This window comes from Caldalkalibacillus uzonensis, assembly GCF_030814135.1.
GTDB classification, from domain to species: Bacteria; Bacillota; Bacilli; order Caldalkalibacillales; family Caldalkalibacillaceae; genus Caldalkalibacillus; species Caldalkalibacillus uzonensis.
On the sequence record NZ_JAUSUQ010000011.1, the window covers coordinates 92,216 to 112,004 of the forward strand.

Annotated in this window: 21 protein-coding genes and 2 riboswitches; of the genes, 4 read left to right on the plus strand and 17 right to left on the minus strand. The window is 48.8% G+C overall.

The window, feature by feature from the left end:
• Positions 1 to 146 precede the first annotated feature (146 nt).
• The 4 genes from J2S00_RS14315 to J2S00_RS14330 all read left to right on the plus strand — a co-directional run bounded on the left by J2S00_RS14315 (position 147) and on the right by J2S00_RS14330 (position 2,008).
• On the plus strand, positions 147 to 770 hold the full coding sequence (locus J2S00_RS14315; RefSeq protein ID WP_307341160.1) for a sigma 54-interacting transcriptional regulator: 624 nt from the start codon (positions 147 to 149) through the stop codon (positions 768 to 770).
• Entirely contained in the window at positions 703 to 1,086 is a 384-nt protein-coding gene (locus tag J2S00_RS14320) for a helix-turn-helix domain-containing protein (RefSeq protein WP_442319991.1), read from the plus strand. Before J2S00_RS14315 ends, J2S00_RS14320 begins: the two co-directional genes overlap by 68 nt.
• A 161-nt stretch (positions 1,087 to 1,247) precedes the next feature.
• Positions 1,248 to 1,331, plus strand: a riboswitch (cyclic di-GMP riboswitch).
• A gap of 183 nt (positions 1,332 to 1,514) precedes the next feature.
• Entirely contained in the window at positions 1,515 to 1,679 is a 165-nt protein-coding gene (locus J2S00_RS14325; RefSeq protein WP_307341163.1) for a hypothetical protein, read from the plus strand.
• 161 nt (positions 1,680 to 1,840) lie between these two features.
• Positions 1,841 to 2,008, plus strand: coding sequence for a hypothetical protein (locus J2S00_RS14330; RefSeq protein ID WP_307341166.1), 168 nt, complete (start codon positions 1,841 to 1,843; stop codon positions 2,006 to 2,008).
• 117 nt (positions 2,009 to 2,125) lie between these two features.
• Here the strand turns inward: J2S00_RS14330 and J2S00_RS14335 are convergent, their stop codons facing one another.
• From J2S00_RS14335 to purQ, 17 genes are all read right to left on the minus strand, one after another.
• Positions 2,126 to 2,542: a hypothetical protein gene (locus J2S00_RS14335; protein WP_307341169.1), complete on the minus strand. Its 417-nt coding sequence runs from the start codon at positions 2,540 to 2,542 to the stop codon at positions 2,126 to 2,128.
• A gap of 2 nt (positions 2,543 to 2,544) precedes the next feature.
• Positions 2,545 to 3,363 (minus strand): energy-coupling factor ABC transporter ATP-binding protein, encoded by an 819-nt coding sequence (locus J2S00_RS14340; protein ID WP_307341172.1) that lies wholly within the window; start codon positions 3,361 to 3,363, stop codon positions 2,545 to 2,547.
• Positions 3,364 to 4,119 carry an energy-coupling factor transporter transmembrane component T family protein gene (locus J2S00_RS14345; RefSeq protein ID WP_307341236.1) on the minus strand — a complete coding sequence of 252 codons (756 nt, stop codon included), beginning with the start codon at positions 4,117 to 4,119 and terminating at the stop codon, positions 3,364 to 3,366.
• 41 nt (positions 4,120 to 4,160) lie between these two features.
• Positions 4,161 to 4,784 carry a cobalt transporter CbiM gene (gene cbiM, locus J2S00_RS14350; RefSeq protein WP_307341175.1) on the minus strand — a complete coding sequence of 208 codons (624 nt, stop codon included), beginning with the start codon at positions 4,782 to 4,784 and terminating at the stop codon, positions 4,161 to 4,163.
• Between the two features lie 39 nt (positions 4,785 to 4,823).
• Complete coding sequence (locus J2S00_RS14355) at positions 4,824 to 5,441, minus strand: hypothetical protein (RefSeq protein WP_307341178.1); 618 nt, start codon at positions 5,439 to 5,441, stop codon at positions 4,824 to 4,826.
• A gap of 193 nt (positions 5,442 to 5,634) precedes the next feature.
• Positions 5,635 to 5,833, minus strand: a riboswitch (cobalamin riboswitch).
• Positions 5,834 to 5,947: 114 nt separating this feature from the next.
• On the minus strand, positions 5,948 to 6,259 hold the full coding sequence (locus J2S00_RS14360) for a YerC/YecD family TrpR-related protein (RefSeq protein WP_307341181.1): 312 nt from the start codon (positions 6,257 to 6,259) through the stop codon (positions 5,948 to 5,950).
• Between the two features lie 33 nt (positions 6,260 to 6,292).
• Positions 6,293 to 7,336 (minus strand): DUF3048 domain-containing protein, encoded by a 1,044-nt coding sequence (locus J2S00_RS14365; RefSeq protein ID WP_307341184.1) that lies wholly within the window; start codon positions 7,334 to 7,336, stop codon positions 6,293 to 6,295.
• A gap of 69 nt (positions 7,337 to 7,405) precedes the next feature.
• Positions 7,406 to 9,142, minus strand: a complete 1,737-nt coding sequence (locus tag J2S00_RS14370; RefSeq protein ID WP_307341187.1) for an adenine deaminase C-terminal domain-containing protein — start codon at positions 9,140 to 9,142, stop codon at positions 7,406 to 7,408.
• A gap of 37 nt (positions 9,143 to 9,179) precedes the next feature.
• Positions 9,180 to 9,758, minus strand: coding sequence for a beta-class carbonic anhydrase (locus J2S00_RS14375; protein ID WP_307341188.1), 579 nt, complete (start codon positions 9,756 to 9,758; stop codon positions 9,180 to 9,182).
• Positions 9,759 to 9,818: 60 nt separating this feature from the next.
• Complete coding sequence (locus J2S00_RS14380; RefSeq protein ID WP_307341238.1) at positions 9,819 to 10,742, minus strand: ketopantoate reductase family protein; 924 nt, start codon at positions 10,740 to 10,742, stop codon at positions 9,819 to 9,821.
• Positions 10,743 to 10,912: 170 nt separating this feature from the next.
• Positions 10,913 to 12,187 (minus strand): phosphoribosylamine--glycine ligase, encoded by a 1,275-nt coding sequence (gene purD / locus J2S00_RS14385; RefSeq protein WP_307341192.1) that lies wholly within the window; start codon positions 12,185 to 12,187, stop codon positions 10,913 to 10,915.
• Positions 12,188 to 12,242: 55 nt separating this feature from the next.
• On the minus strand, positions 12,243 to 13,793 hold the full coding sequence (purH, locus tag J2S00_RS14390; protein WP_307341195.1) for a bifunctional phosphoribosylaminoimidazolecarboxamide formyltransferase/IMP cyclohydrolase: 1,551 nt from the start codon (positions 13,791 to 13,793) through the stop codon (positions 12,243 to 12,245).
• Positions 13,763 to 14,401, minus strand: coding sequence for a phosphoribosylglycinamide formyltransferase (gene purN, locus J2S00_RS14395; RefSeq protein ID WP_307341240.1), 639 nt, complete (start codon positions 14,399 to 14,401; stop codon positions 13,763 to 13,765). Before purN ends, purH begins: the two co-directional genes overlap by 31 nt.
• Entirely contained in the window at positions 14,385 to 15,434 is a 1,050-nt protein-coding gene (purM, locus tag J2S00_RS14400; RefSeq protein WP_307341197.1) for a phosphoribosylformylglycinamidine cyclo-ligase, read from the minus strand. Before purM ends, purN begins: the two co-directional genes overlap by 17 nt.
• A gap of 24 nt (positions 15,435 to 15,458) precedes the next feature.
• Positions 15,459 to 16,877, minus strand: a complete 1,419-nt coding sequence (purF, locus tag J2S00_RS14405; RefSeq protein ID WP_370875881.1) for an amidophosphoribosyltransferase — start codon at positions 16,875 to 16,877, stop codon at positions 15,459 to 15,461.
• Positions 16,859 to 19,120: a phosphoribosylformylglycinamidine synthase subunit PurL gene (gene purL, locus J2S00_RS14410; protein ID WP_307341199.1), complete on the minus strand. Its 2,262-nt coding sequence runs from the start codon at positions 19,118 to 19,120 to the stop codon at positions 16,859 to 16,861. Before purL ends, purF begins: the two co-directional genes overlap by 19 nt.
• The gene (gene purQ / locus J2S00_RS14415) at positions 19,107 to 19,787 is read right to left on the minus strand and encodes a phosphoribosylformylglycinamidine synthase subunit PurQ (RefSeq protein ID WP_307341201.1); all 681 of its coding nucleotides are present in this window, start codon (positions 19,785 to 19,787) and stop codon (positions 19,107 to 19,109) included. Before purQ ends, purL begins: the two co-directional genes overlap by 14 nt.
• Positions 19,788 to 19,789 lie beyond the last annotated feature (2 nt).

Here is a 19,789-nt window from a genome sequence, read left to right on the forward strand (position 1 = left end):
TTTGTCCGTAAAGACCCGGGAGCGGATAAGAAAGCGAAACTTTACAGAATGGTGATGACGTCGCCAGAAAAACCGTCATCTCCACAGGAAAGTAACTCTCTTGCCAAAACGCCTAGAGAAGGAAAGCTGCCGCAACCAGGATGGTGATGTCTTGTCCAAAAGTGCAGCGCGTGTATCAATTGGCGATGAACGTGGCCAGAACCGATCCAACCATATTAATTCGAGGTGAAACAGGTACTGGCAAGGAAGTCATCGCCAAGGATATTCATCGTCACAGTGGAAGAAATGGTCCCCTTGTTGTTGTCGATTGTGGCGCCATTCCTGATCAATTGTTGGAGTCAGAATTGTTTGGTTATGAAAAAGGAGCGTTTACCGGTGCCTCAAGCGACGGCTACAAAGGAAAGTTTCAAGCAGCCAATGGAGGAACCCAGTTTCTTGATGAAATCGGAGAAATGCCGTTAGCGTCCCAAGTTGCTTTATTGCGGGTACTGGAAGAAAAACGGGTGACGCCCGTCGGTTCCAATCACTCTATCCCGATTGACGTACGAATCATCGCGGCGACGAACCGGGATTTGTTGAGAGAAATCGAGGCCAAACGTTTCAGGGCCGACTTATATTATCGATTGTGCGAATTGGAAATTGTTTTACCTCCCCTTCGCGAACGGACGGATTTATTGGAGCTGGCTCATGAATTTATTCGTCATGTCGAGAGCGAACTTAGCATCATGCCAGAGCAAACAACCGATCGTCAATTATCACTGGCCAGGTAATATTCGTGAGCTTCGGCAACTGATCCGCCAAGCGGTGTATCAAATGTATTTTGTTCGCCAATCCACCGTTTTAACGGCTGAAGATTTCACTTTTCCCCATTCCCCTCCTTTAGAGAACAAGGTTAAAGAGATTTCACTTGAAAACCGGGAACAAGAAACAATTGCCAAAGCGATTGAGATCGCCGGAGGCAACCTTTCAAAGGCTGCTCGTCTCTTAAACATTGGGCGTACAACACTGTATCGCAAACTCAATCAATATCCCCATCTGAAAAAAGTGCGACGTCATTCGAGCGCTTCCTCTTCATTGAATGCCTGAAGTTTTGTATGATCATTTTCTAGGTGGGAAAGTTAAGTTAATGATGATTCGACAAAATGTTGCGGGTTTTTACATTTTTTGATAAATTATTCATAGTTCTAAATTCCCATTTTAATAAACGATTCATAGTTCCAAATTCCTAATAACGTCATACTTTCTCATTTTCACAAAGGCAAACCTGTTGAAAAGCAGGGGCGCAAAGCTAAAGGGCCTAAGGTTTTGAACTATGGCAGCCAGTTGCTAAGATGAGTGAAACATTAGCCCTTTTTTTAAGGGCTATTTATTTTTTTTTAAAAAAGGCACACCATTTTAAAAAGTAGGGAGTGAGTCGTGTTGAGTTAAGAGAGAGCAATGAGAAACAAGAGAAAATGCTAAAGGAAATGAAGTTAAAAGCCAATTTTTATGATGTTTTTGGGAGGGGTACTAAAATGAACGAAAAAAGAACGGCAAGTCAAGGCAACCAAGTGAAAAGAAGTAACCATATTCTAAAAAACATAAAAATCACAAAGCTCTTGATGTTTGTGCTGGTCATCACCGCGCTATCCATCGGCTACATTACTCATTCCTCTTTAAAAAATGGCCATATTAAGTAACGATATGAACAATCTTTATGAGGACAACATGCATACTTCCCTTGAGCTAAAGCATATTGAGACAGATTTTTATATGATAAGACTTAATATGATGTAGTTGGTACCACCTATAGGGCAATGGATGAAATTTGTGAAGTCCAAGGATATTGTGATGGAAAGAGTTGAAAGAGGTCAGTGCCGTCACGGAAGAAAATTCAGCAGCCATGGAGGAAGTCGCCGCCTCTTCACAAGAAATGACGGCTTCGTCGGAGGCAGTCGCGTCGACGGCAGAAAATTTAAGTTCGATTGCAGAGGATTTAATGAAAACCGTGGAACGGTTTAAGGTATAGGAGAAGTTCATTCATGAAAAAAGATCCAACCATGAGATGTTGGTCAATTGTTTCCACTAAGGAATCATGAAATTGATATCACGGTTGATTTTAAAAAAGATTCCCCCATTATTTGACTTACATATTTCTTTTCTTTTTGGTTCGGTATGAAAAATAAGCAGCAACCACAACAAAAACGACGACAACCATTCCCACTGTCAGCCAGCGATGCGGATCGGACTTGACGATAACTTCCTCTCCTACCGTCCATTCTGTACGGTGACCAATTCCGTCATCAGCGACAATTAAGTTTGCACGTTCTTCATCGTAATAAAAATAACCTTCTGAATCCAAATGACCGCTTTCAATTTCATTTCTCTCTGTGTCAAATACTTGGACCATTGTCCGAGTAGAAAAACTGCCATCTTCATATACGACTTTTATTTTTCCAGGTGACACCGGCTCGATTAACAATTTATGTGCATATACGGTTGTCGTTTGTAAAAACAAAACGAAAACAGCGGTCAAACCTATTAAAAAAAATTGATACCTCATCACTACTCCCTCGCTTTATGTTTCTGTTTATTCAAATAAGTCGACAGTATATAGCGTCCCTGTTCAACAGTTCTAGGCCGATAATCCGTATCTTGAAAAAGTGAAAACAGGAGGGGAGTACACAGTCCTGCTTCTCTCATCATTTCTTTATTTTCCAATATCGCTGTGTCTCCCTGGTATAGCAGCTTCCCTCCTTTTAAAATACAACATTCTTCCGCCCAACTGTACGCAAAATCAACATCATGCGTGGTTAGAATAATCATATGACCTGAGGCTGTCAGTTGATCCAGAAGCTGCAAAATGTCAGTGAGTGCACGCGGATCGAGGCCCGAGAAAGGTTCATCGAATAGTAACAGTTCCGGTTCCATGGCCAGAACGCCAGCAATGGCCACTTTCTTCTTTTGTCCCAAACTTAAATCATACGGCGCTTTCTCTTTTAAGTGACTGATACCTAAAACCTCCAATATTTGTTCAACGATTTGCATCACTTCTTCCTCTGGCAACCCCTTGTTTCTTGGTCCGAACGCAACATCTTCAAACACGGTTGGAGCGAAAAGTTGCTGATCCGGTTGGTCAAAGACAAGACCCACCTTTTCCCTGATGATCGGAGCCGTTTGCTTCGTTATTGGTTCTCCAGCAATTTTCACAGTTCCTGATTGCGGGACATGAATCCCGTTTAGATGTTGCAGCAATGTTGACTTTCCACTGCCGTTAGCACCGAGGATGGCTATTTTTTTCTGGGAAAAAGAACATGTTATGTCAGAAATCGCTTTTGTATTATCGGGGTATATGAAACTTAAACCTTCTATATCGATTCTCATTCAAAACCACCGCTTCTCAATAAAGATAAAAATGATGATCACAGCTAGAAAAAAACCGGATATGAAGAGGTCCCTTTTTTCAATTGGTTTTGGTGTGACCGTTGGTATCTCCCCTCGAAAGCCACGGGCCTTCATCGCTTTAAATACTTTTTCTGACTGATCGATTGAACGAAGGATGAGTCCGGCCATAACTGCACTGTATACCTTAAACGATTGTGCTTTTAGAGAAGGCCTGAACAGCCTGGATATAAGCGCTTTTTGATAAGCCATTAATGTTCTGCCGAAAAGTCTTGTGTATTGTATCGCAAGCATAACAATGATAGTCAACGCTTTTGGAATGCCTAAACGGGAAAGCCCATTGAGTAACTGATGCAGCGGCTGAGTGAGCAGCATGATCATCATGAACAGCGCAGCTGTCAGTGCTGTCAAATTTAAATTGAGCACAAATTCAAACTTTGCTTGATCAATATGTAAGCCTGATGAAAATAAGATAGGTACACTCATTAGCAAGAGAAAGGGGATAAGCATGACTAACTTTGAGACAACATATTTGAAGCGAAAGCCGATCGACATCAGCGCTGCCATTACTCCAAAAAACAGAAGCAGGAGAATGAGCGGTGCCTGTATATAGACGACTCCAAATATTGAAAATATACATGTCACAACTTTTGTTCTTACTTCCCATTGAGCTCCCCAAGATGATGAATCTAGTTGAGGTTCAAACTGCTTTATTTCCTCGATGAAGCCAGATGCCACCGGCAAAACACTTCCTTCTTAAATAAAGTCATTTTCATGGTTTAGTTGAAACGATGGTTGCGATCAATCAATTCTGGACGAACCTGAGCAAGAAATTTAACAATAAACGCTGTTAATATCGTTTCAATGATAAGCAATGGAATATGGCCGATAAGCAATAAACGAACAACAGAAAGCGTCCCTTCTGTATAGTAGCTGCTTGTAACCATCAAAACGCTGATCAGTAACAGAACCGCCAGCAAAACACCAATAAAGCCGACCGCACCTGCTATCATAGAAAGATAACTCATCCCTCTCGTTTTCAACTGTTGAAAGAGCACGGAACAAGTGAGGGCAGGGAGGGCAACAAGCAGTGTGTTCGCGCCTAATGTTGTCAATCCACCATGTTGAAATAAGATCGCTTGCAACAAAAGGCTAATAAAAACGGCTATCGGACTGAACCTGCCTAGCACAATCCCTAACAGTCCGCAAAGAAGCGGGTGGACAGAACTGGGACCAACCGGAATGTTGATAAGTGAAAGCACGAAAAATGCTGCAGTCATTAAACTGATTTTCGGAATGTCCTCTTGTTGTACATGTTTAACCGAAGATGCTACGATTCCACCCGCAACAATTGACGTGCCGATGACAACGGGGATGCTGAGTACGCCATCTGAAAGATGCATGTTCTATCCACCCACTTTCGTCTCACTCGCATTGGTACGTTAATGACTATGATCATGACCGTGTCCTTCGTATTCTTTCGGATTGACAGCCTCGATCTCTGCATTGGATTCGTTCATCACTTGCATAGCAACTTCATCAATGTGATGTTCCAAAAATATGGCGTAGCTTCCTGCTTCGGCTATAGTGAAAGTAAACGATGTCGAACCTTCTTGATTTAACTGCAAGTTATAAGCAAACTCATGCTTGGCTTCGAAAGTGCCACCATCAACGATCAGTTCAACCCCTTGGTCTTCTTCCATAATATGGGCTGCATGATGCTCTACATCTTTAATATTGCTGTTTTGACGAATAAACGCGATGCGCATGCTTTCATCACCATTTTGGTTGTCATTGAATAATAAAGTATATACCCCTTCCTCCAACTGATAGCTTGCACTCCACTCATACGGCAAGTGATCATGATGGGCAATCCCTTCAGCCTGTTCCGTTGATTCGTCTGTTGTTTCGCTTACTGTGCTTTCAGTTTCTGCTTCACTTATCTCTGCCGTGTCAATATCAGCAGTCATTTGACTGTCGGTATCATTAACGTCATTGTTACAAGCGACTAAACTCCCAATACATAGACATGCAAAAATAATGGTATACCACTTGTTCATCATATTTTCCCCTTTCCTTTTCAACCATAATTGGCATAAACTAATAGATTGACTCTGTTAAAAGTGCAATAAAAAACCCTTCCGATTCGGAAGAGCCCAGAGTCGACAACACGGCACAATAAAGTCTTATCCTCATGGATAATACCTGCTCCTTCAATTAAGCGCGCCGTTTCAACATCTCACCCCCCGAAGATATGAAACCGGAAACCAGGCAGGTCTCCTGACTCGTGCTTCATCCTACTTTGAGCCTTCCCATACAAGCGCCACAATCAGCGGTCTTGTACAGTGGTTTTTCTCATTTCGTCCACACTCACAGTTGCGGGGACAGTTTCGGATTTTCACCGAATTCCCTTTTAAGTCTGTTTACAGACACCTGGATTCCCATAATTTTTCAATTTTTACTGCTGTCCATTTTATGTTCTCAATTATACACAGAATGAGAATGGATGACAAGCAGTTCATCAGCCCGTGTCAACCAGACTTATGTCTTGGACCATACATACCCCTTATCTTTCTTCCTGTTGATTGACCTGTTTCAGTTTATCCAGGGCCAATTGGTAACCCTGTGTCCCGTAATTAAGGCAACGCTTGACACGTGAAATGGTCGCTGTGCTTGCCCCTGTCTCCTGCTCAATTTGATGATAGGTATACCCTTCTTGCAGCATGCGGGCCACTTCCAGGCGGACAGCCATCGATTTAATTTCATTGACGGTACACAAATCATCAAAGAAAATATAACACTCTTCAAGTGTTTCCAAGTTTAAAATCGCCTGAAACAGCTGATCCAGCTCCCGCCCGCGGATTTTGTCAATTTGCACTTAAACTCCTCCTTTCTGCTGCCAGGGTGATGGTTAATGGGCCTTAAAACTAACGATGTCCGCTAAACCGGGGTTATCCGGAATAATGTTAACCCAGGTTTGTCCGGGATACAATCCAACTTCTTGTCCATCTGCAAAAGGACGGATGACGCCATCCTTAACTTGCCAGGTAATCTCCTGGACTTTACCCCGTTGAAATAGATAGCCTTTCCCTTCCCCTCGAACATCCACTTCCCGCCGGCCAGCATCATCCAGAACTTTATGACCTGCTTCAATGACCAATACATTACTAGCTGTCAATGGTTGTCCGCTTTCAGCGTCTGTATGAGGTTCACTTCCAATATACCGGGTGTAGGTCCCTGTCTGGGTCTGATATTCGTAAGCCACTTGATAATACTGCCCATGATAAACGATTTCAATCCATTCTGCCTCCTGTCCTGTCATCTCTTCTGTTTCCGGTTTAAACAACAGGGCAGGGATCTCGTAATCTTGATCATAGCCGAAACGCGCTTCACCTTCTTCTAATAAATGCCTTCCCGTGTACAAGTTATGGGGTGCTTTCCTGTGCTCAGCCCGGTAAAACACAAAGCCGCCGTTTCCTGTGTCATCAAATGAAGGATAGCCGGTACGGGCAATCTCTTCTTTGGCCGCCGGTGAGCCTCCAGCATGAGCCAAAATAGCATCAAAGCCACGGGCGATGTCAATATAGTAGGGGCGCAAACTGCGCACAGGGCCGATCACGTCGGGGGTTTGACTGTGAAACAAAGCCAAATATCTTGTGATGGGGCCTTCAGCCAAAATCTCATAGACGATATCGGCTTGAGCCAGTCCTGACTGGGGACGGGCTTGGGTGTGGTTATCGATCATGACACCGATAATCCGCTCGGTTAGCGGTTCATCCACTGGAAGGCCAGTCAAGGGTGCAGTGACGCCTGTGTTTGCGGACGCTTCCTGATCCTGTTGTTCCTCTTCCTGGCCCTGTTCAGGCTGGGCTTCTTCATGGGCAGCATCACGAGTGCAAGCAGCAAACGCAAATAAAATCACGAAAGTAAGCAAGACAAGGCGTATTCCCTTCACCTGTTTCATCCTCTCTGTTCGACATTAGGCAGACAAGCGATATTTGACAGACAAGCCGAAACGCCGGTATCACCCTAATCTCGTCACCGGAGTGGCCGTACGCTGTTCCTTAATGAGATAAACCCCGTCACTGGTCAGGCGTACATAGGGAAGATGGGTGGCCGTGAAGAATAAGAGCGAATAAATAGGGTCCTGATGGGGATATCCATAGGCCTTCATCTGTTTGACAAACGTTTCACTGATGCTTTTTAATTCAGCCATGGATAACAGACTCATGCCTCCTGCCAGCGGAAGCGGGATGATCAATTGATTACCATCCTCAAAAAAGGCCGCGATCCCACCTCCAAGCTGCAGCGCTTGATCCAGCGCACTCACCATGTGCCTATAGTCTCGTCCAACCAGGATATAATGTTCTGAAGAGGTAAAGGTACTGGCCAGTCCGCTTAAGGCAGGGCCGGTAAATCCTTTCACCCTTGTGTTCAGTACCCATTCGCCCCTATTTGCCACCAGCGACAGATAAGCTTCATCATCTGCTAAAGGTTGCTGAGGGTCATATGTATACGGCCGGGTAATCACATTATTGACCAATTGTAATCCAATCTGGCCCTGCCCCCGTTTTAAATCGTCTGTGTTTATCTTTATGTTTTCCTTCAGGGGCTGGAAATAACGCGTCAGCCATTCTCCTGAGAGCGGATGCAAGCGCTTACCATCACGCACCACCCACTCTCCTTCCACCATGACATGGATCGGCTGCGGATTTTCCAGGCCGTTAAGTATATTGATATGAGCTAGGCGCCCGGGGGCGATGCCACCTAATTCCTGATCAAGCCCGTAATACGTTGCCGGATTCAGGCTGACCATCCTGTAAGCGTCTTCAGGTACAAAGCCAGCTTCCAAAACCATTTTGAGCATCTCCGGACACCCGGATTGATCGACGAAATAGGGCATCGATCCATCATTGGTTAACATCAGTAGAGCGGGGTTAATTCCGGGCATTTCCCGGATCTCCCGCAATATATCAGGCAGGTCAGGGCGAATGGACGAGTATCTGAGTGTCGCATAGAGGCCCAAACGCAGCCGCTTCAGTACATCTTCTCCGTTCAAGGCCTCATGATCAGCCCCAACGCCGGCAGCAGCTAGTATATTTAAAGTTTCTGAAGATGCACCTGGCAAATGGCCTTCAATACGTTTGCCATAAGTTTGCCTGGCCAGCCGCATCCAATTAGCCAGTTCCTCGTCACCCTTTAACAGGAGCGGCCAGGAGGTCAATTCTCCTCCTTGGATCACCAACGGATGAGCCAGCCACTTTTTTACACTTTCTTCACTGAAACGGGCCTCATGGCGAGCCGTCGCCGTTTGGCCGTCAAACCGGGCCCACCATAGCCACATATGCTGCCCCCGGCTATCCAGTTCTTCAATAAATTGAATCGCTTCCCGGTCACTTAAAGCTCTGATCAGAAACATGTTATCATTGATGGAGACCGTTGTTCCTTTAGTCAGCAGCCATTCTCCCCAGGTCAGCGGGTTATACCATTGAAAGGGATGGGCATGGGGTTCAATGTAGCCGGGAACAAGGACTTGCTCCTCATTTAGTTTAACAATCGTTGTTTGATCATTTGTCAACGGTTCTTGATCACCCACATAGGCAATGCGTTCACCTGACAGAGTGATGTGGCCTTTTTCCACCTGGCCCGTGTACACGTTTAAATAATGGGCATCTTTAAACCAAACGGTTGCCGGCTGTTGCCGCTGGGACACGCTGATCAACTTGCGATAATTTTTGGCAGTCATTGGCCGGATACTCATCTCGATCCCCCATTTGCTATGCTATTACTTTACCACATTAAAGCTCAGTTGCACAATGTTTCTCATACCCATTGACCACGAGATCCAGCCGTCCGGTTTCTGGATCAATCACCAGTCCGTGCACAGGCACATCCGCAGGAAACAGGGGATGGGATTTAACCATCTCCACGCTCTTGGCCACACTTTCTTCCACACTGTTAAAACCGGTTAACCACTGTTTTAAATCAACTTTATCGCTCACTTGATTCAAATGTTTCTCTGTCACTCCCCGCTCCTTTGCTTTTTCCAGCAGGGAATTAGCATTTAGTTTAGCCATGCCGCAATCATGGTGTCCAATAATGAGCACCTCTTTCGCTCGCAGTTCATACAGGGCCACTAAAATGCTGCGCATAATGCTCCCATACGGATGGGAGATGACAGCTCCTGCGTTTTTGATGATTTTGGCATCCCCATTCTTCAGATTAAGTGCCCGGGGCAGAAGTTCCAGCAGGCGGGTATCCATACAAGTGAGAATCACCATCTTTTTATTTGGGAACTTGGTTGTCCGAAAACGCTCATATTCCTTATTTTGAACAAACTGCTCATTAAATGACAAAATGTCGCTTAACAGTGTCATTATTCTCCCCTCCACCCGCATTTTACCATACATCTTTAAAATATCACTGCTTTTCCCATTTTAATCCTGCCCTCGGATCATTTCGTACACTTTCAGCTTGCCGTAAACCAGTTCCAATAGTGGTGTGGCCAGGCCATGCTTACCGGCCAGCTGTAAAAAATAGCCCTGCAAATGATCTGCCTCAACGGGCAAGCCTTTTTCCATGTCCCGCAGCATGGATGATTTCATCCCGTAAGCCAAAGCTTCAGTTACTTTCATCGTTTGCTCATCCACATTTTCTTCCAATGGCATCTTCTCTGCTTTTGCTACAGCAACCAGTTCCTTCACCAGCTGCCGGTAAGCCTGACGAGCCTCGCCCTGCTTGAGGATCGGTCCCAGGGGCGAATCAAACAGGGTGGTCATTCCGCTCAGCGCGGTGATAAAAATATACTTATTCCACATGTCTGTTACAATCGTCGAGCTGGCCCTTGCTGTGCAGTTCGCACCATTAAAGGTATCATCCAGCCGGCGCACCCGTTCGGAAAGAGTGCCATCCAGTTCACCGTAAACAATGTCATGCCGGGGGCTGGCTTGCATGATCTCTCCCTGTTCATTTAATGTTGCTTCGATAAAACATAAACCACCAAGCACCCGTTCAGGACCAAATTCATGCTGCAAACGTTCGATGTGAGCATATCCATTGAGCAAGGGCAACACGGCTGTCTCTTCACCTATGTAGGGCCGCACGCTGCCAAGGGCCTGTTCCAGATGATAAGCCTTGGTAGCAATGATCACAACATCAAAAGGCCTAGCTTGTCCACCCGGCAGCAAAATATTGACTGGTGTTGAATAGTCCCCATGGACACTGCGGATTACCAGCCCATGTTCTTTAAGCTGCTCTGCCCGCCGCTGGCGGACCAGAAAGGTGACATCGGCGCCTTTTTCAACCAGACGTCCGCCAAAGTAACCTCCCACTGCTCCAGCTCCCAGTATCAGAATGCGCAAACCGACCACTTCCCCTCTCGTTTGTCCTCTCATTTTAATTTTTATTATAACATTTTAAATAGTACCAATAGGGCATATATAATAAAGCCAGCCCACAGTTGATACCTGCAGGCTGGCTTGTTGGTCATGATTTGACAAGCCGGCTTTTGCTCCCGAAAAATGATTTAAAATCAAGCTTTGTCTATTGCTTTCTGGCCGATATCCTTCCGGTAATGCATCCCGTCAAAGAAGATGTTTTTCAGTACATGATACGCTTTATCCCGGGCAGAGATAATATCCTCCCCCAGTGCGGTGACGCTTAAGACACGGCCGCCACTGGTCACCAGATGCTCCCCTTCTTCCCTGGTGCCGGCGTGAAAAACCATGATATCTTGCTCATCCAGCCACTCCTCCGTGCCTGTGATCACCCGGCCTGTGGGATAGGCGCCTGGATACCCTTCTGATGCGGCCACAACGGTCACCGCTGTTTGGTCGCTCCAGGTGATTTCCACTTGGTCCAGCCGGTGATAATAAGTGGCTTCAATAATGTCCAGTAAATCCGTTTCCAATTGCGGCAGAATCACTTGGGTCTCCGGATCGCCGAAACGGGCATTGAACTCGATCACTTTAGGGCCTTCTGCCGTCATCATCAACCCCGCATACAGAACTCCTTGAAAAGGCCGTCCTTCTTGCACTAATGCTTTGGCGGCCGGCTTCAAAATCGTCTCCACCGCTTGGTTAATCTGTTTTTGAGGGATGTGCGGCACAGGGGAGTAGGCGCCCATACCTCCTGTGTTAGGCCCTTGATCCCCATCAAAAACAGGTTTGTGATCTTGGGCAGGCACCATAGGCACCACGACTTCCCCGTCTACAAAAGCCATCAGGGACAGCTCTTCCCCTTCCAGATATTCTTCTATCACCACTTTGGCACCAGCTTTCCCAAAACGCCTGTCAGCCATCATCTCTTTCACCGCTTGTTTGGCTGCCCCGATGGTCTGGGCCACCACCACGCCTTTTCCGGCGGCCAGACCATCCGCTTTAACCACAATAGGGGCCTGCTGCTGGTCCAAATACGTGAAGGCCTCATCCATGTTGTCAAATGTGGCATAGGCCCCTGTGGGAATCCCGTACTTCTGCATCAGATCCTTGGCAAACGACTTGCTCCCTTCTATTAGGGCGGCCGCCTGTGTCGGGCCGTAGATACGCAATCCCTGACGCTGGAAGGCATCCACAATGCCGGCCAGCAAAGGATTTTCCGGACCAACAATCGTGTATTCAATCCCTTCTTCTTTGACAAAGTGGATCAGTTCCTCCACATCCGTTTCTTTATAGGGGATGTTTTCGGCCAACATCGCAGTGCCGCCGTTTCCAGGGGCGCAATACACTTTACAAACACGGGGACTTTGTTTCAGCTTCCACGCCAAGGCATGTTCACGGCCTCCTTGACCGATGACCAGAACTTTCATCCGGCTCCCTCCCTCTTCAAGCTGCTCAGTGCGATATTTTTGAATCACTTTTATTTTAATGTTTAAAATGGCGCATACCGGTAAAGACCATGGTGATGCCGTGCTTGTTGGCTTCAGCAACCGATTCTTCATCCCGGATTGAACCACCGGGCTGGATAATGGCTGTAATTCCTGCTTTGGCCGCCTCTTCTACTGTATCTTTCATGGGGAAGAAGGCATCGGAAGCCAATACGGCACCCCGGGCTTTTTCCCCAGCTTGCTCAATAGCAATACGGGCGGCACCGACACGGTTCATCTGCCCGGCACCGATGCCGATGGTTTGTCTGCCTTTGGCCAGCACGATGGCGTTTGATTTGACATGTTTGACCACTTTCCAGCCAAAAAGGAGCTGCTCCCATTCTGCTTCACTGGGCGCCCGTTCCGTGACCACGCGCATATCATCCCGGCCACTGATCTTGACATCATCCTCCTGCACCAAGAGCCCTCCCCCAACAGAGCGGTAACGGAAGGGGGGTTGTTTCGTGTTTGTCATCTCTTCCACTTTAAGCAGTCGCAAGTTTTTCTTTTGTGTCAAGATGTCCAGGGCTTGAGGGGTGAATTCCGGCGCAATGATAATCTCCAGAAAAATCTCTGCCATTTGACGGGCTGTCTGTTCATCAATCGGTCGGTTCGCCGCCACGATACCGCCGAAAATCGATACAGGATCAGCCTGATAAGCCTTTTGATAGGCACTGGTGATATCATCGCCAATGCCCACACCGCAAGGGTTGGTATGTTTCACAGCGACTACCGCCGGCTGTTCAAACTCTCTGACCAAGGCCAGCGCTGCGTCTGCATCATTAATGTTGTTGTAAGAGAGGGCTTTGCCATGCAATTGTTCAGCCTGGGCGATGCCCCCTTCATCACTCAAGGGCTGGCGGTAAAAAGCCGCTTGCTGATGGGGATTTTCACCGTAGCGCAAATCCTGCACCTTTTCAAAGGTGACCGTTAGTCTCTCCGGTGTCCGTTCGTTCACCTGCTCGGACAGGTACCCGGCAATCAAGGCATCATAAGCAGCCGTATGGCGGAACGCCTTAGCAGCCAAACGCCGGCGCGTCTCCTCCTCTATCGCTCCGCCTTCTTCCAGCTGACGGATGATTTCACCGTAATCTTCATGATCGACAACCACTGTGACATAAGCGTGATTTTTCGCTGCCGCCCGTACCATGGAGGGGCCACCGATATCAATGTTTTCGATCGCATCCTCAAACGTCACATCCGGCTTGGCAATGGTTTGGGCAAAAGGGTACAAGTTGACCACCACCAGATCGATAGGGGCAATGTCATGCTCTTCTAACTGGGCAGTATGGTGCTCATTATCCCTGACAGCCAAGAGGCCGCTGTGAATGCGCGGGTGCAAAGTTTTGACCCGGCCGTCCAAAATCTCGGGAAATCCGGTCACAGCCGAAATAGGTGTGACCTTAATGCCCGCTTCGCTTAACATGCGGGCTGTGCCCCCAGTGGAAATAATTTCTATTCCCCGGAGGGCAAGGGCCTGGGCAAAGGGTACCAACCCTGTTTTATCTGAGACACTGATCAATGCACGCTGAATGGTTGTTTCCGCCATTTCACTTTTCCTCCTTCTAGCACCACCTGTTCAGTGACACAGGCTTTGACAATCTCCGGATAAGCTTGATGTTCCACTTGCTGTATTTTGGCAGTAAGTGATTCACGTGTTTCATCAGGATCCAGAGCAACGGCTTGTTGATAAATAATCGGCCCGGTATCCATTCCTTCGTCCACATAATGAATGGTAATGCCGCTCACCCGCACACCATGGGCCAATGCCTGGCCAATGGCATCTTTCCCTGGAAAAGCCGGCAGCAAGGAAGGGTGGAGATTGACAATCCGACCTTCGTAGGGCGCCAGCAATGTGGGTCCCACAAGGCGCATATACCCAGCCAAAACGATAAAGTCAATCTCATGGGTTTCTAAGGCTTGCAAAATGGCTTGTTCATAGGCAGCTTTGCTGGAATAGTTTCGGGGCTGACAGACAAAAGTGGGCACACTCCATTGCTTGGCACGGGTCAATACGTAAGCATCAGGCTTATTGCACACCACAAGTGACACTTGACCGGCCGTAAACTGTGTCCGTTGCCAATTGTCCACAATCGCTTCAAAATTGGAGCCGTTACCTGAGGCAAAGACAGCGATCCGTTTAGCTTGCATAGCCATCACCTTCAAACCGGACCTGCTGCTGGCCGGAAACGATTGTGCCGATCACATAAGCAGTTTCCCCCATCTGCTCTAGAACCTCCAGCACCCCATCCTGTTCTTCCACCGGTACGGCAAGCACAAAACCTATCCCCATATTAAAAGTTTGAACCATATCCTCAAGCGCCACCTTGCCCGCCTCTTGCAACCAACGGAAAACCGGCAAAACAGGCCAACTGCCCCACTCAATCACCGCATCGCAGTCCTGAGGCAACATGCGGGGGATATTTTCAATCATCCCGCCCCCTGTAATATGGGCCATTCCTTTTACTGTAAACTGTTGGAGCAGGGACAAGACCGGCTTGACATAAATCCGTGTGGGGGTGAGCAAAACGTCACCCAAGGTGGATTCCCGGTCAAGGCTGTTCACCCGGTCTGAAAGCGAAACCCCCACCTCAGCGATGATTTTCCGCACCAGTGAGAATCCGTTGCTGTGCACCCCGCTGGAAGGAAGACCGATCAGGACGTCACCCGGGATGATGGATTGCCCGGTAATTAATTGCTCTTTTTCTACGATCCCCACGCTAAATCCTGCCAAATCATATTCTCCGGGAGGGTAAAAACCGGGCATTTCCGCCGTCTCCCCTCCGATCAAGGCACACCCCGCCTCTACACAGCCATCAGCAATTCCTTTAACGATGGCTTCTGCCTGAACCGGGTTCAACTGTCCGCAAGCCAGATAATCGAGGAAAAACAATGGTTCTGCTCCTTGTACGATAATATCATTGACACACATGGCCACCAGATCAATCCCAACCGTCACATGCTGATCCATCTCAAAAGCCAGCTTCAACTTGGTTCCCACTCCGTCTGTTCCAGATACAAGGACCGGTTCCTTATACCGTTCCCAGGGGAGTTGAAACAGACCGCCAAATCCTCCCAAACCGCCCAGCACGCCTGGACGTTTTGTTTTCTCCACATGGCGCTTCATCCGCCCGACCGCTTCATACCCTGCCCCAAGGTTAACCCCTGCTTCCCGGTAAGCTTTACTCATTCCCTGTCACGTCCTTTTTCACGCTTATTTCAATACCGTCTCTCGCTCTTCGGTATAGATTTCCGTTGGATACCGTCCTGTAAAACAGGCCAAACAATGGCCCCGGTTGGGCGCCGCATCGGAGCGGCCGATGGCTTCCAGCATGCCTTCGATGCTTAAGAAAGCCAAGGAATCAGCACCAATGGCTTCGCGAATCTCCTCCACCGAGTGTTTGGCCGCAATCAACTCTTCCCGGGAGGAAGTGTCAATGCCGTAATAGCAAGGATGAATCACCGGGGGAGAGCTGATGCGCACATGCACTTCCGTTGCCCCGGCTTCGCGCAGCATCTTGACGATCCGGCTGGACGTAGTCCCCCGCACAATGGAGTCATCAATCATCACCACCCGTTTGCCTTCCACAACTTTACGTACCGCACTCAGTTTCATGCGCACGCCCTGCGCCCTGAGGGCCTGGTTAGGCTGTATAAACGTCCGCCCTACATAACGGTTTTTGATCAAACCCAATTCATATGGGATGCCTGTGGCTTCTGCATAACCGATCGCAGCCGAGATGCTGGAATCGGGCACCCCAGTCACCACATCCGCTTCTACCGGGGCTTCAGCCGCCAATTTTTTACCCAGCTCTTTGCGGCTGAGATGGACATTGATGCCGCTAATGTTACTGTCCGGCCGGGCAAAATAGATATACTCAAAACTGCAAATGGTACGCTGCGTTTGATTGGTAAACCGCTCCGACCGGAGGTCATTGTGGTCAATGATGATCAACTCACCCGGTTCAACTTCCCGAATATAGTTGGCTCCAATCACATCAAAGGCACATGTTTCCGATGATAAGACGTAACTGTCACCCAGCTGGCCCAAAGACAGAGGACGCAAACCATTGGGATCCAGCGCAGCCAGCAGTTTATCCTTGGTCATGATCAACAGGGCATAAGCCCCCTTGATCATGCTTAAGGCTTCTTTGACAGCAAGCTCAATTTCGTCATACGCGGAGCGGGCAATGAGGTGTGCAATCACCTCTGTGTCGCTCGTCGTTTGGAAGATAGAGCCTTGCCGTTCCAGGTAACGTTTGATCTGTCCGGCGTTAACCAAATTGCCGTTGTGAGCCAAAGCCAACGTTCCCGCCCGGAAGTTGAAAATAAGCGGCTGAGCATTTTCAATACGGCTGTCCCCGGCTGTGGTGTAACGCACATGGCCAATCGCCCGGTTGCCTTGCAGATGGCTTAAACGGTCGTTTAAAAACACATCGGTGACCAGGCCCATTCCCTTGTGATGCAGCAGTTCACGGCCGTCCGCCACGGCAATGCCGGCACTTTCCTGTCCCCGGTGCTGCAAGGCAAAGAGACCGTAGTAAGTCAGTTCCGGTGCATGATCGTGGCCATAGATGCCAAACACACCGCATTCTTCATTCAATTTATCCAGCATCAAGTCGTCATAAGACATGGGATAGACTCCTTCCATGACTGACCTAACTCATCCAGCGAAGCTGCAATCACCTGTCCTCCGTTGATGCGTATGGACAGCTGATTACTTGCTGAGACCCGGCCGATGATTTTGGCCTTAACCCCACGGGAATCGGCCAGTTGCAACAACTGTTGCCCATAGGTTTCCGGCAGGCTGACCAATATGCGGGACTGGGACTCGGCAAACAGTATGGCTGTCGGGGCGAGCTGTGTCTCAATGTCCAACTCCGCACCCCGTCGGCCGCTGAGACATGATTCAGCCACAGCCACAGCCAATCCGCCTTCAGACAGATCATGGGCTGAAGCGAGCCATCCCTGGCGAATCGCTTCCAAGACCACCTGCTGCACGGCCAGTTCCTGTTCAAGATCAAGCTGTGGTGGGCGCCCGCTGATCTCTCCTTTGAGCCATTTTTGCAGCTCACTGCCACCAAACTCAGGCTTTGTTTCCCCCAAAAGGACAATCAGGTCGCCTTCCTGCTTAAATCCTTGCGCAGTAATATGGTCCACATGTTCAATTAAGCCGACCATCCCCACCATGGGCGTCGGATAAATGGCCTTGCCGCCGGATTCGTTGTACAAACTGACATTCCCAGAAACAACAGGTGTGCCCAACTTGCGGCAGGCTTCACTCATGCCTTCCACAGCCTGTTCCAACTGCCAGAAGATTTCCGGATCTTCCGGGTTGCCAAAGTTGAGACAGTCGGTTAAAGCCAACGGTTTGCCCCCCGAGCAGACAATGTTGCGGGCTGCTTCGGCCACCGCAATCGCTCCGCCTACCTTGGGGTCGAGATAAATGTAGCGGGAGTTGCAATCGGCCGTAAGAGCCAAAGCTTTTTGAGTGCCGCGAATCCGCAGGACTGCCGCATCGGACCCCGGGCCCACCACCGTGTTGGTGCGCACCATGTGATCATACTGGCTGTACACCCATTCTTTGCTGGCGATAGTGGGTGAGGCCAGCAGCTTGTGCAATGTTGCCGTATGGTCCTCTACCTCTATTTGTTCTGGCTCTAGGACCTGAAAGCGCTGGTAATATCCCGGTACTTTGGAAGGTACATGATAAACCGGGGCGTCACTGGCCAAACTGTCCACCGGCACATCCGCTTTTACTTCCCCTTGATGAAGCACCCGCAAGCGGCGGTCAGCGGTGACCCGTCCCACCACAGCAGAGTGAACCCCCCATCTGTCACAAATGGCTTTAACCTCCTGTTCACGGCCAGGCTCCACGACAATCAGCATCCGTTCCTGTGATTCAGAGAGCATCATCTCATAAGCTGTCATCCCCGGTTCGCGCTGGGGCACATGATCAAGGTACAGTTCAATGCCGGTTTCTGCTTTGGAGGCCATTTCTGCACTGGAAGAGGTCAACCCCGCCGCTCCCATATCCTGAATGCCGACGACGACACCAGAGCGGATGAGCTCCAGGCAGGCTTCCATCACCAGTTTCTCCATAAACGGATCTCCCACTTGTACGGAAGGCCGCTTCTCTTCCGACTCCTCACTCAACTCTTCGGAGGCAAAGGTGGCCCCATGAATCCCGTCCCGGCCGGTTCCTGCTCCCACGTACATGACCACATTGCCGATTCCCTGGGCGACACCCTTGTGAATGTCCTTGTGATCAATCAGCCCGACACACATGGCATTGACCAGGGGATTGCCCTCATAGCTGGGGTCAAAGTAGACATCCCCGCCCACGGTGGGGATCCCCACACAGTTCCCGTAACCGGCGATCCCGGCGACCACCTGTTCGAACAGATACTTGACCCGTGGCGAGGAGAGTTCCCCAAAACGCAAGGCATTTAACAGAGCGATGGGCCGGGCACCCATGGAAAACACATCGCGGATAATGCCCCCCACCCCTGTAGCTGCCCCTTGATACGGTTCAATAGCGGAGGGATGATTGTGCGATTCCATCTTAAACACAATGGCTTGCCCGTCACCAATATCCACGATGCCGGCGCCTTCCCCGGGCCCTTGCAGCACATGCTCCCCTGAGGTGGGAAACTTTTTCAAGACGGGTTTGGAATGTTTATAACTGCAATGTTCCGACCACATCACACTGAATAATCCCGTTTCCGTATAGTTGGGCCGCCGCTTTAAAATCGCTTTGATACGTTCATATTCCTCATCTGAGAGCCCCATGTCTCTATACAAGCGCTCCTGTTCAATTTGCTCCGGGGTTGGTTCCAGGTTGGTCACATTCAGCCCTGTGTTAGACTGTGACATGTTTCTCCCTCCAAGCCTTTAAAATGGACGTAAACAGACGCAAACCATCACTTGAGCCGAGGAGATGCTCTACGGCCCTCTCAGGATGAGGCATCATCCCCAGCACATTACCTTCTTTATTGATAATCCCGGCAATATCACCCACAGATCCGTTAGGATTCTCTTTGTAGCGGAACACGATTTGCCTGTTTTGTTCAAGTTCAGCCAGGGTGGCCGGGTCGCAATAATAATTCCCTTCCCCGTGGGCAATGGGGATGGAGATCACTTCCCCTGCTGCATAGTGCAATGTAAACGGCGTGTTGGCATTGATGACTTCCAAAGGGGTATGAAAACACCGAAATTTGAGACTGTTGTTACGCCTCATCGCCCCTGGCAAGAGCCCTGCTTCCAGTAAAATCTGAAACCCGTTGCAGACACCCAGAATAAAGATGCCCCGTTCCGCCGCTGCCTTAATAGCCTCCATCACCGGGGCAAAGCGGGCAATGGCCCCGCCCCGCAAATAATCGCCATAGGAAAAACCACCGGGCAATAAAATGGCATCGTACCCAGATAAATCTGTCTCTTGGTGCCAGACGTAATGGACTTCTTCCCCCAGACCATCCTTCACGGCATGATACATATCCACGTCACAATTGGATCCTGGAAAGACAACGACTGCAAATTTCATGG

Excerpts from the sequence above, each read along its gene's own strand:
- J2S00_RS14325 (WP_307341163.1), top strand. The coding sequence starts at position 1,515 with ATGAACGAAAAAAGAACGGCAAGTCAAGGCAACCAAGTGAAAAGAAGT.
- J2S00_RS14335 (WP_307341169.1), bottom strand. The coding sequence starts at position 2,542 with ATGAGGTATCAATTTTTTTTAATAGGTTTGACCGCTGTTTTCGTTTTG.
- purN (WP_307341240.1), bottom strand. The coding sequence starts at position 14,401 with ATGGCTATGCAAGCTAAACGGATCGCTGTCTTTGCCTCAGGTAACGGC.
- J2S00_RS14370 (WP_307341187.1), bottom strand. The coding sequence starts at position 9,142 with ATGAGTATCCGGCCAATGACTGCCAAAAATTATCGCAAGTTGATCAGC.
- purM (WP_307341197.1), bottom strand. The coding sequence starts at position 15,434 with ATGAGTAAAGCTTACCGGGAAGCAGGGGTTAACCTTGGGGCAGGGTAT.
- J2S00_RS14375 (WP_307341188.1), bottom strand. The coding sequence starts at position 9,758 with ATGACACTGTTAAGCGACATTTTGTCATTTAATGAGCAGTTTGTTCAA.
- J2S00_RS14340 (WP_307341172.1), bottom strand. The coding sequence starts at position 3,363 with ATGAGAATCGATATAGAAGGTTTAAGTTTCATATACCCCGATAATACA.
- purD (WP_307341192.1), bottom strand. The coding sequence starts at position 12,187 with ATGAAAGTTCTGGTCATCGGTCAAGGAGGCCGTGAACATGCCTTGGCG.
- J2S00_RS14355 (WP_307341178.1), bottom strand. The coding sequence starts at position 5,441 with ATGAACAAGTGGTATACCATTATTTTTGCATGTCTATGTATTGGGAGT.
- purF (WP_370875881.1), bottom strand. The coding sequence starts at position 16,877 with ATGTCTTATGACGACTTGATGCTGGATAAATTGAATGAAGAATGCGGT.
- cbiM (WP_307341175.1), bottom strand. The coding sequence starts at position 4,784 with ATGCATCTTTCAGATGGCGTACTCAGCATCCCCGTTGTCATCGGCACG.
- J2S00_RS14320 (WP_442319991.1), top strand. The coding sequence starts at position 703 with ATGTCGAGAGCGAACTTAGCATCATGCCAGAGCAAACAACCGATCGTC.
- purH (WP_307341195.1), bottom strand. The coding sequence starts at position 13,793 with ATGGCGGAAACAACCATTCAGCGTGCATTGATCAGTGTCTCAGATAAA.
- J2S00_RS14315 (WP_307341160.1), top strand. The coding sequence starts at position 147 with ATGTCTTGTCCAAAAGTGCAGCGCGTGTATCAATTGGCGATGAACGTG.
- purQ (WP_307341201.1), bottom strand. The coding sequence starts at position 19,787 with ATGAAATTTGCAGTCGTTGTCTTTCCAGGATCCAATTGTGACGTGGAT.
- purL (WP_307341199.1), bottom strand. The coding sequence starts at position 19,120 with ATGTCACAGTCTAACACAGGGCTGAATGTGACCAACCTGGAACCAACC.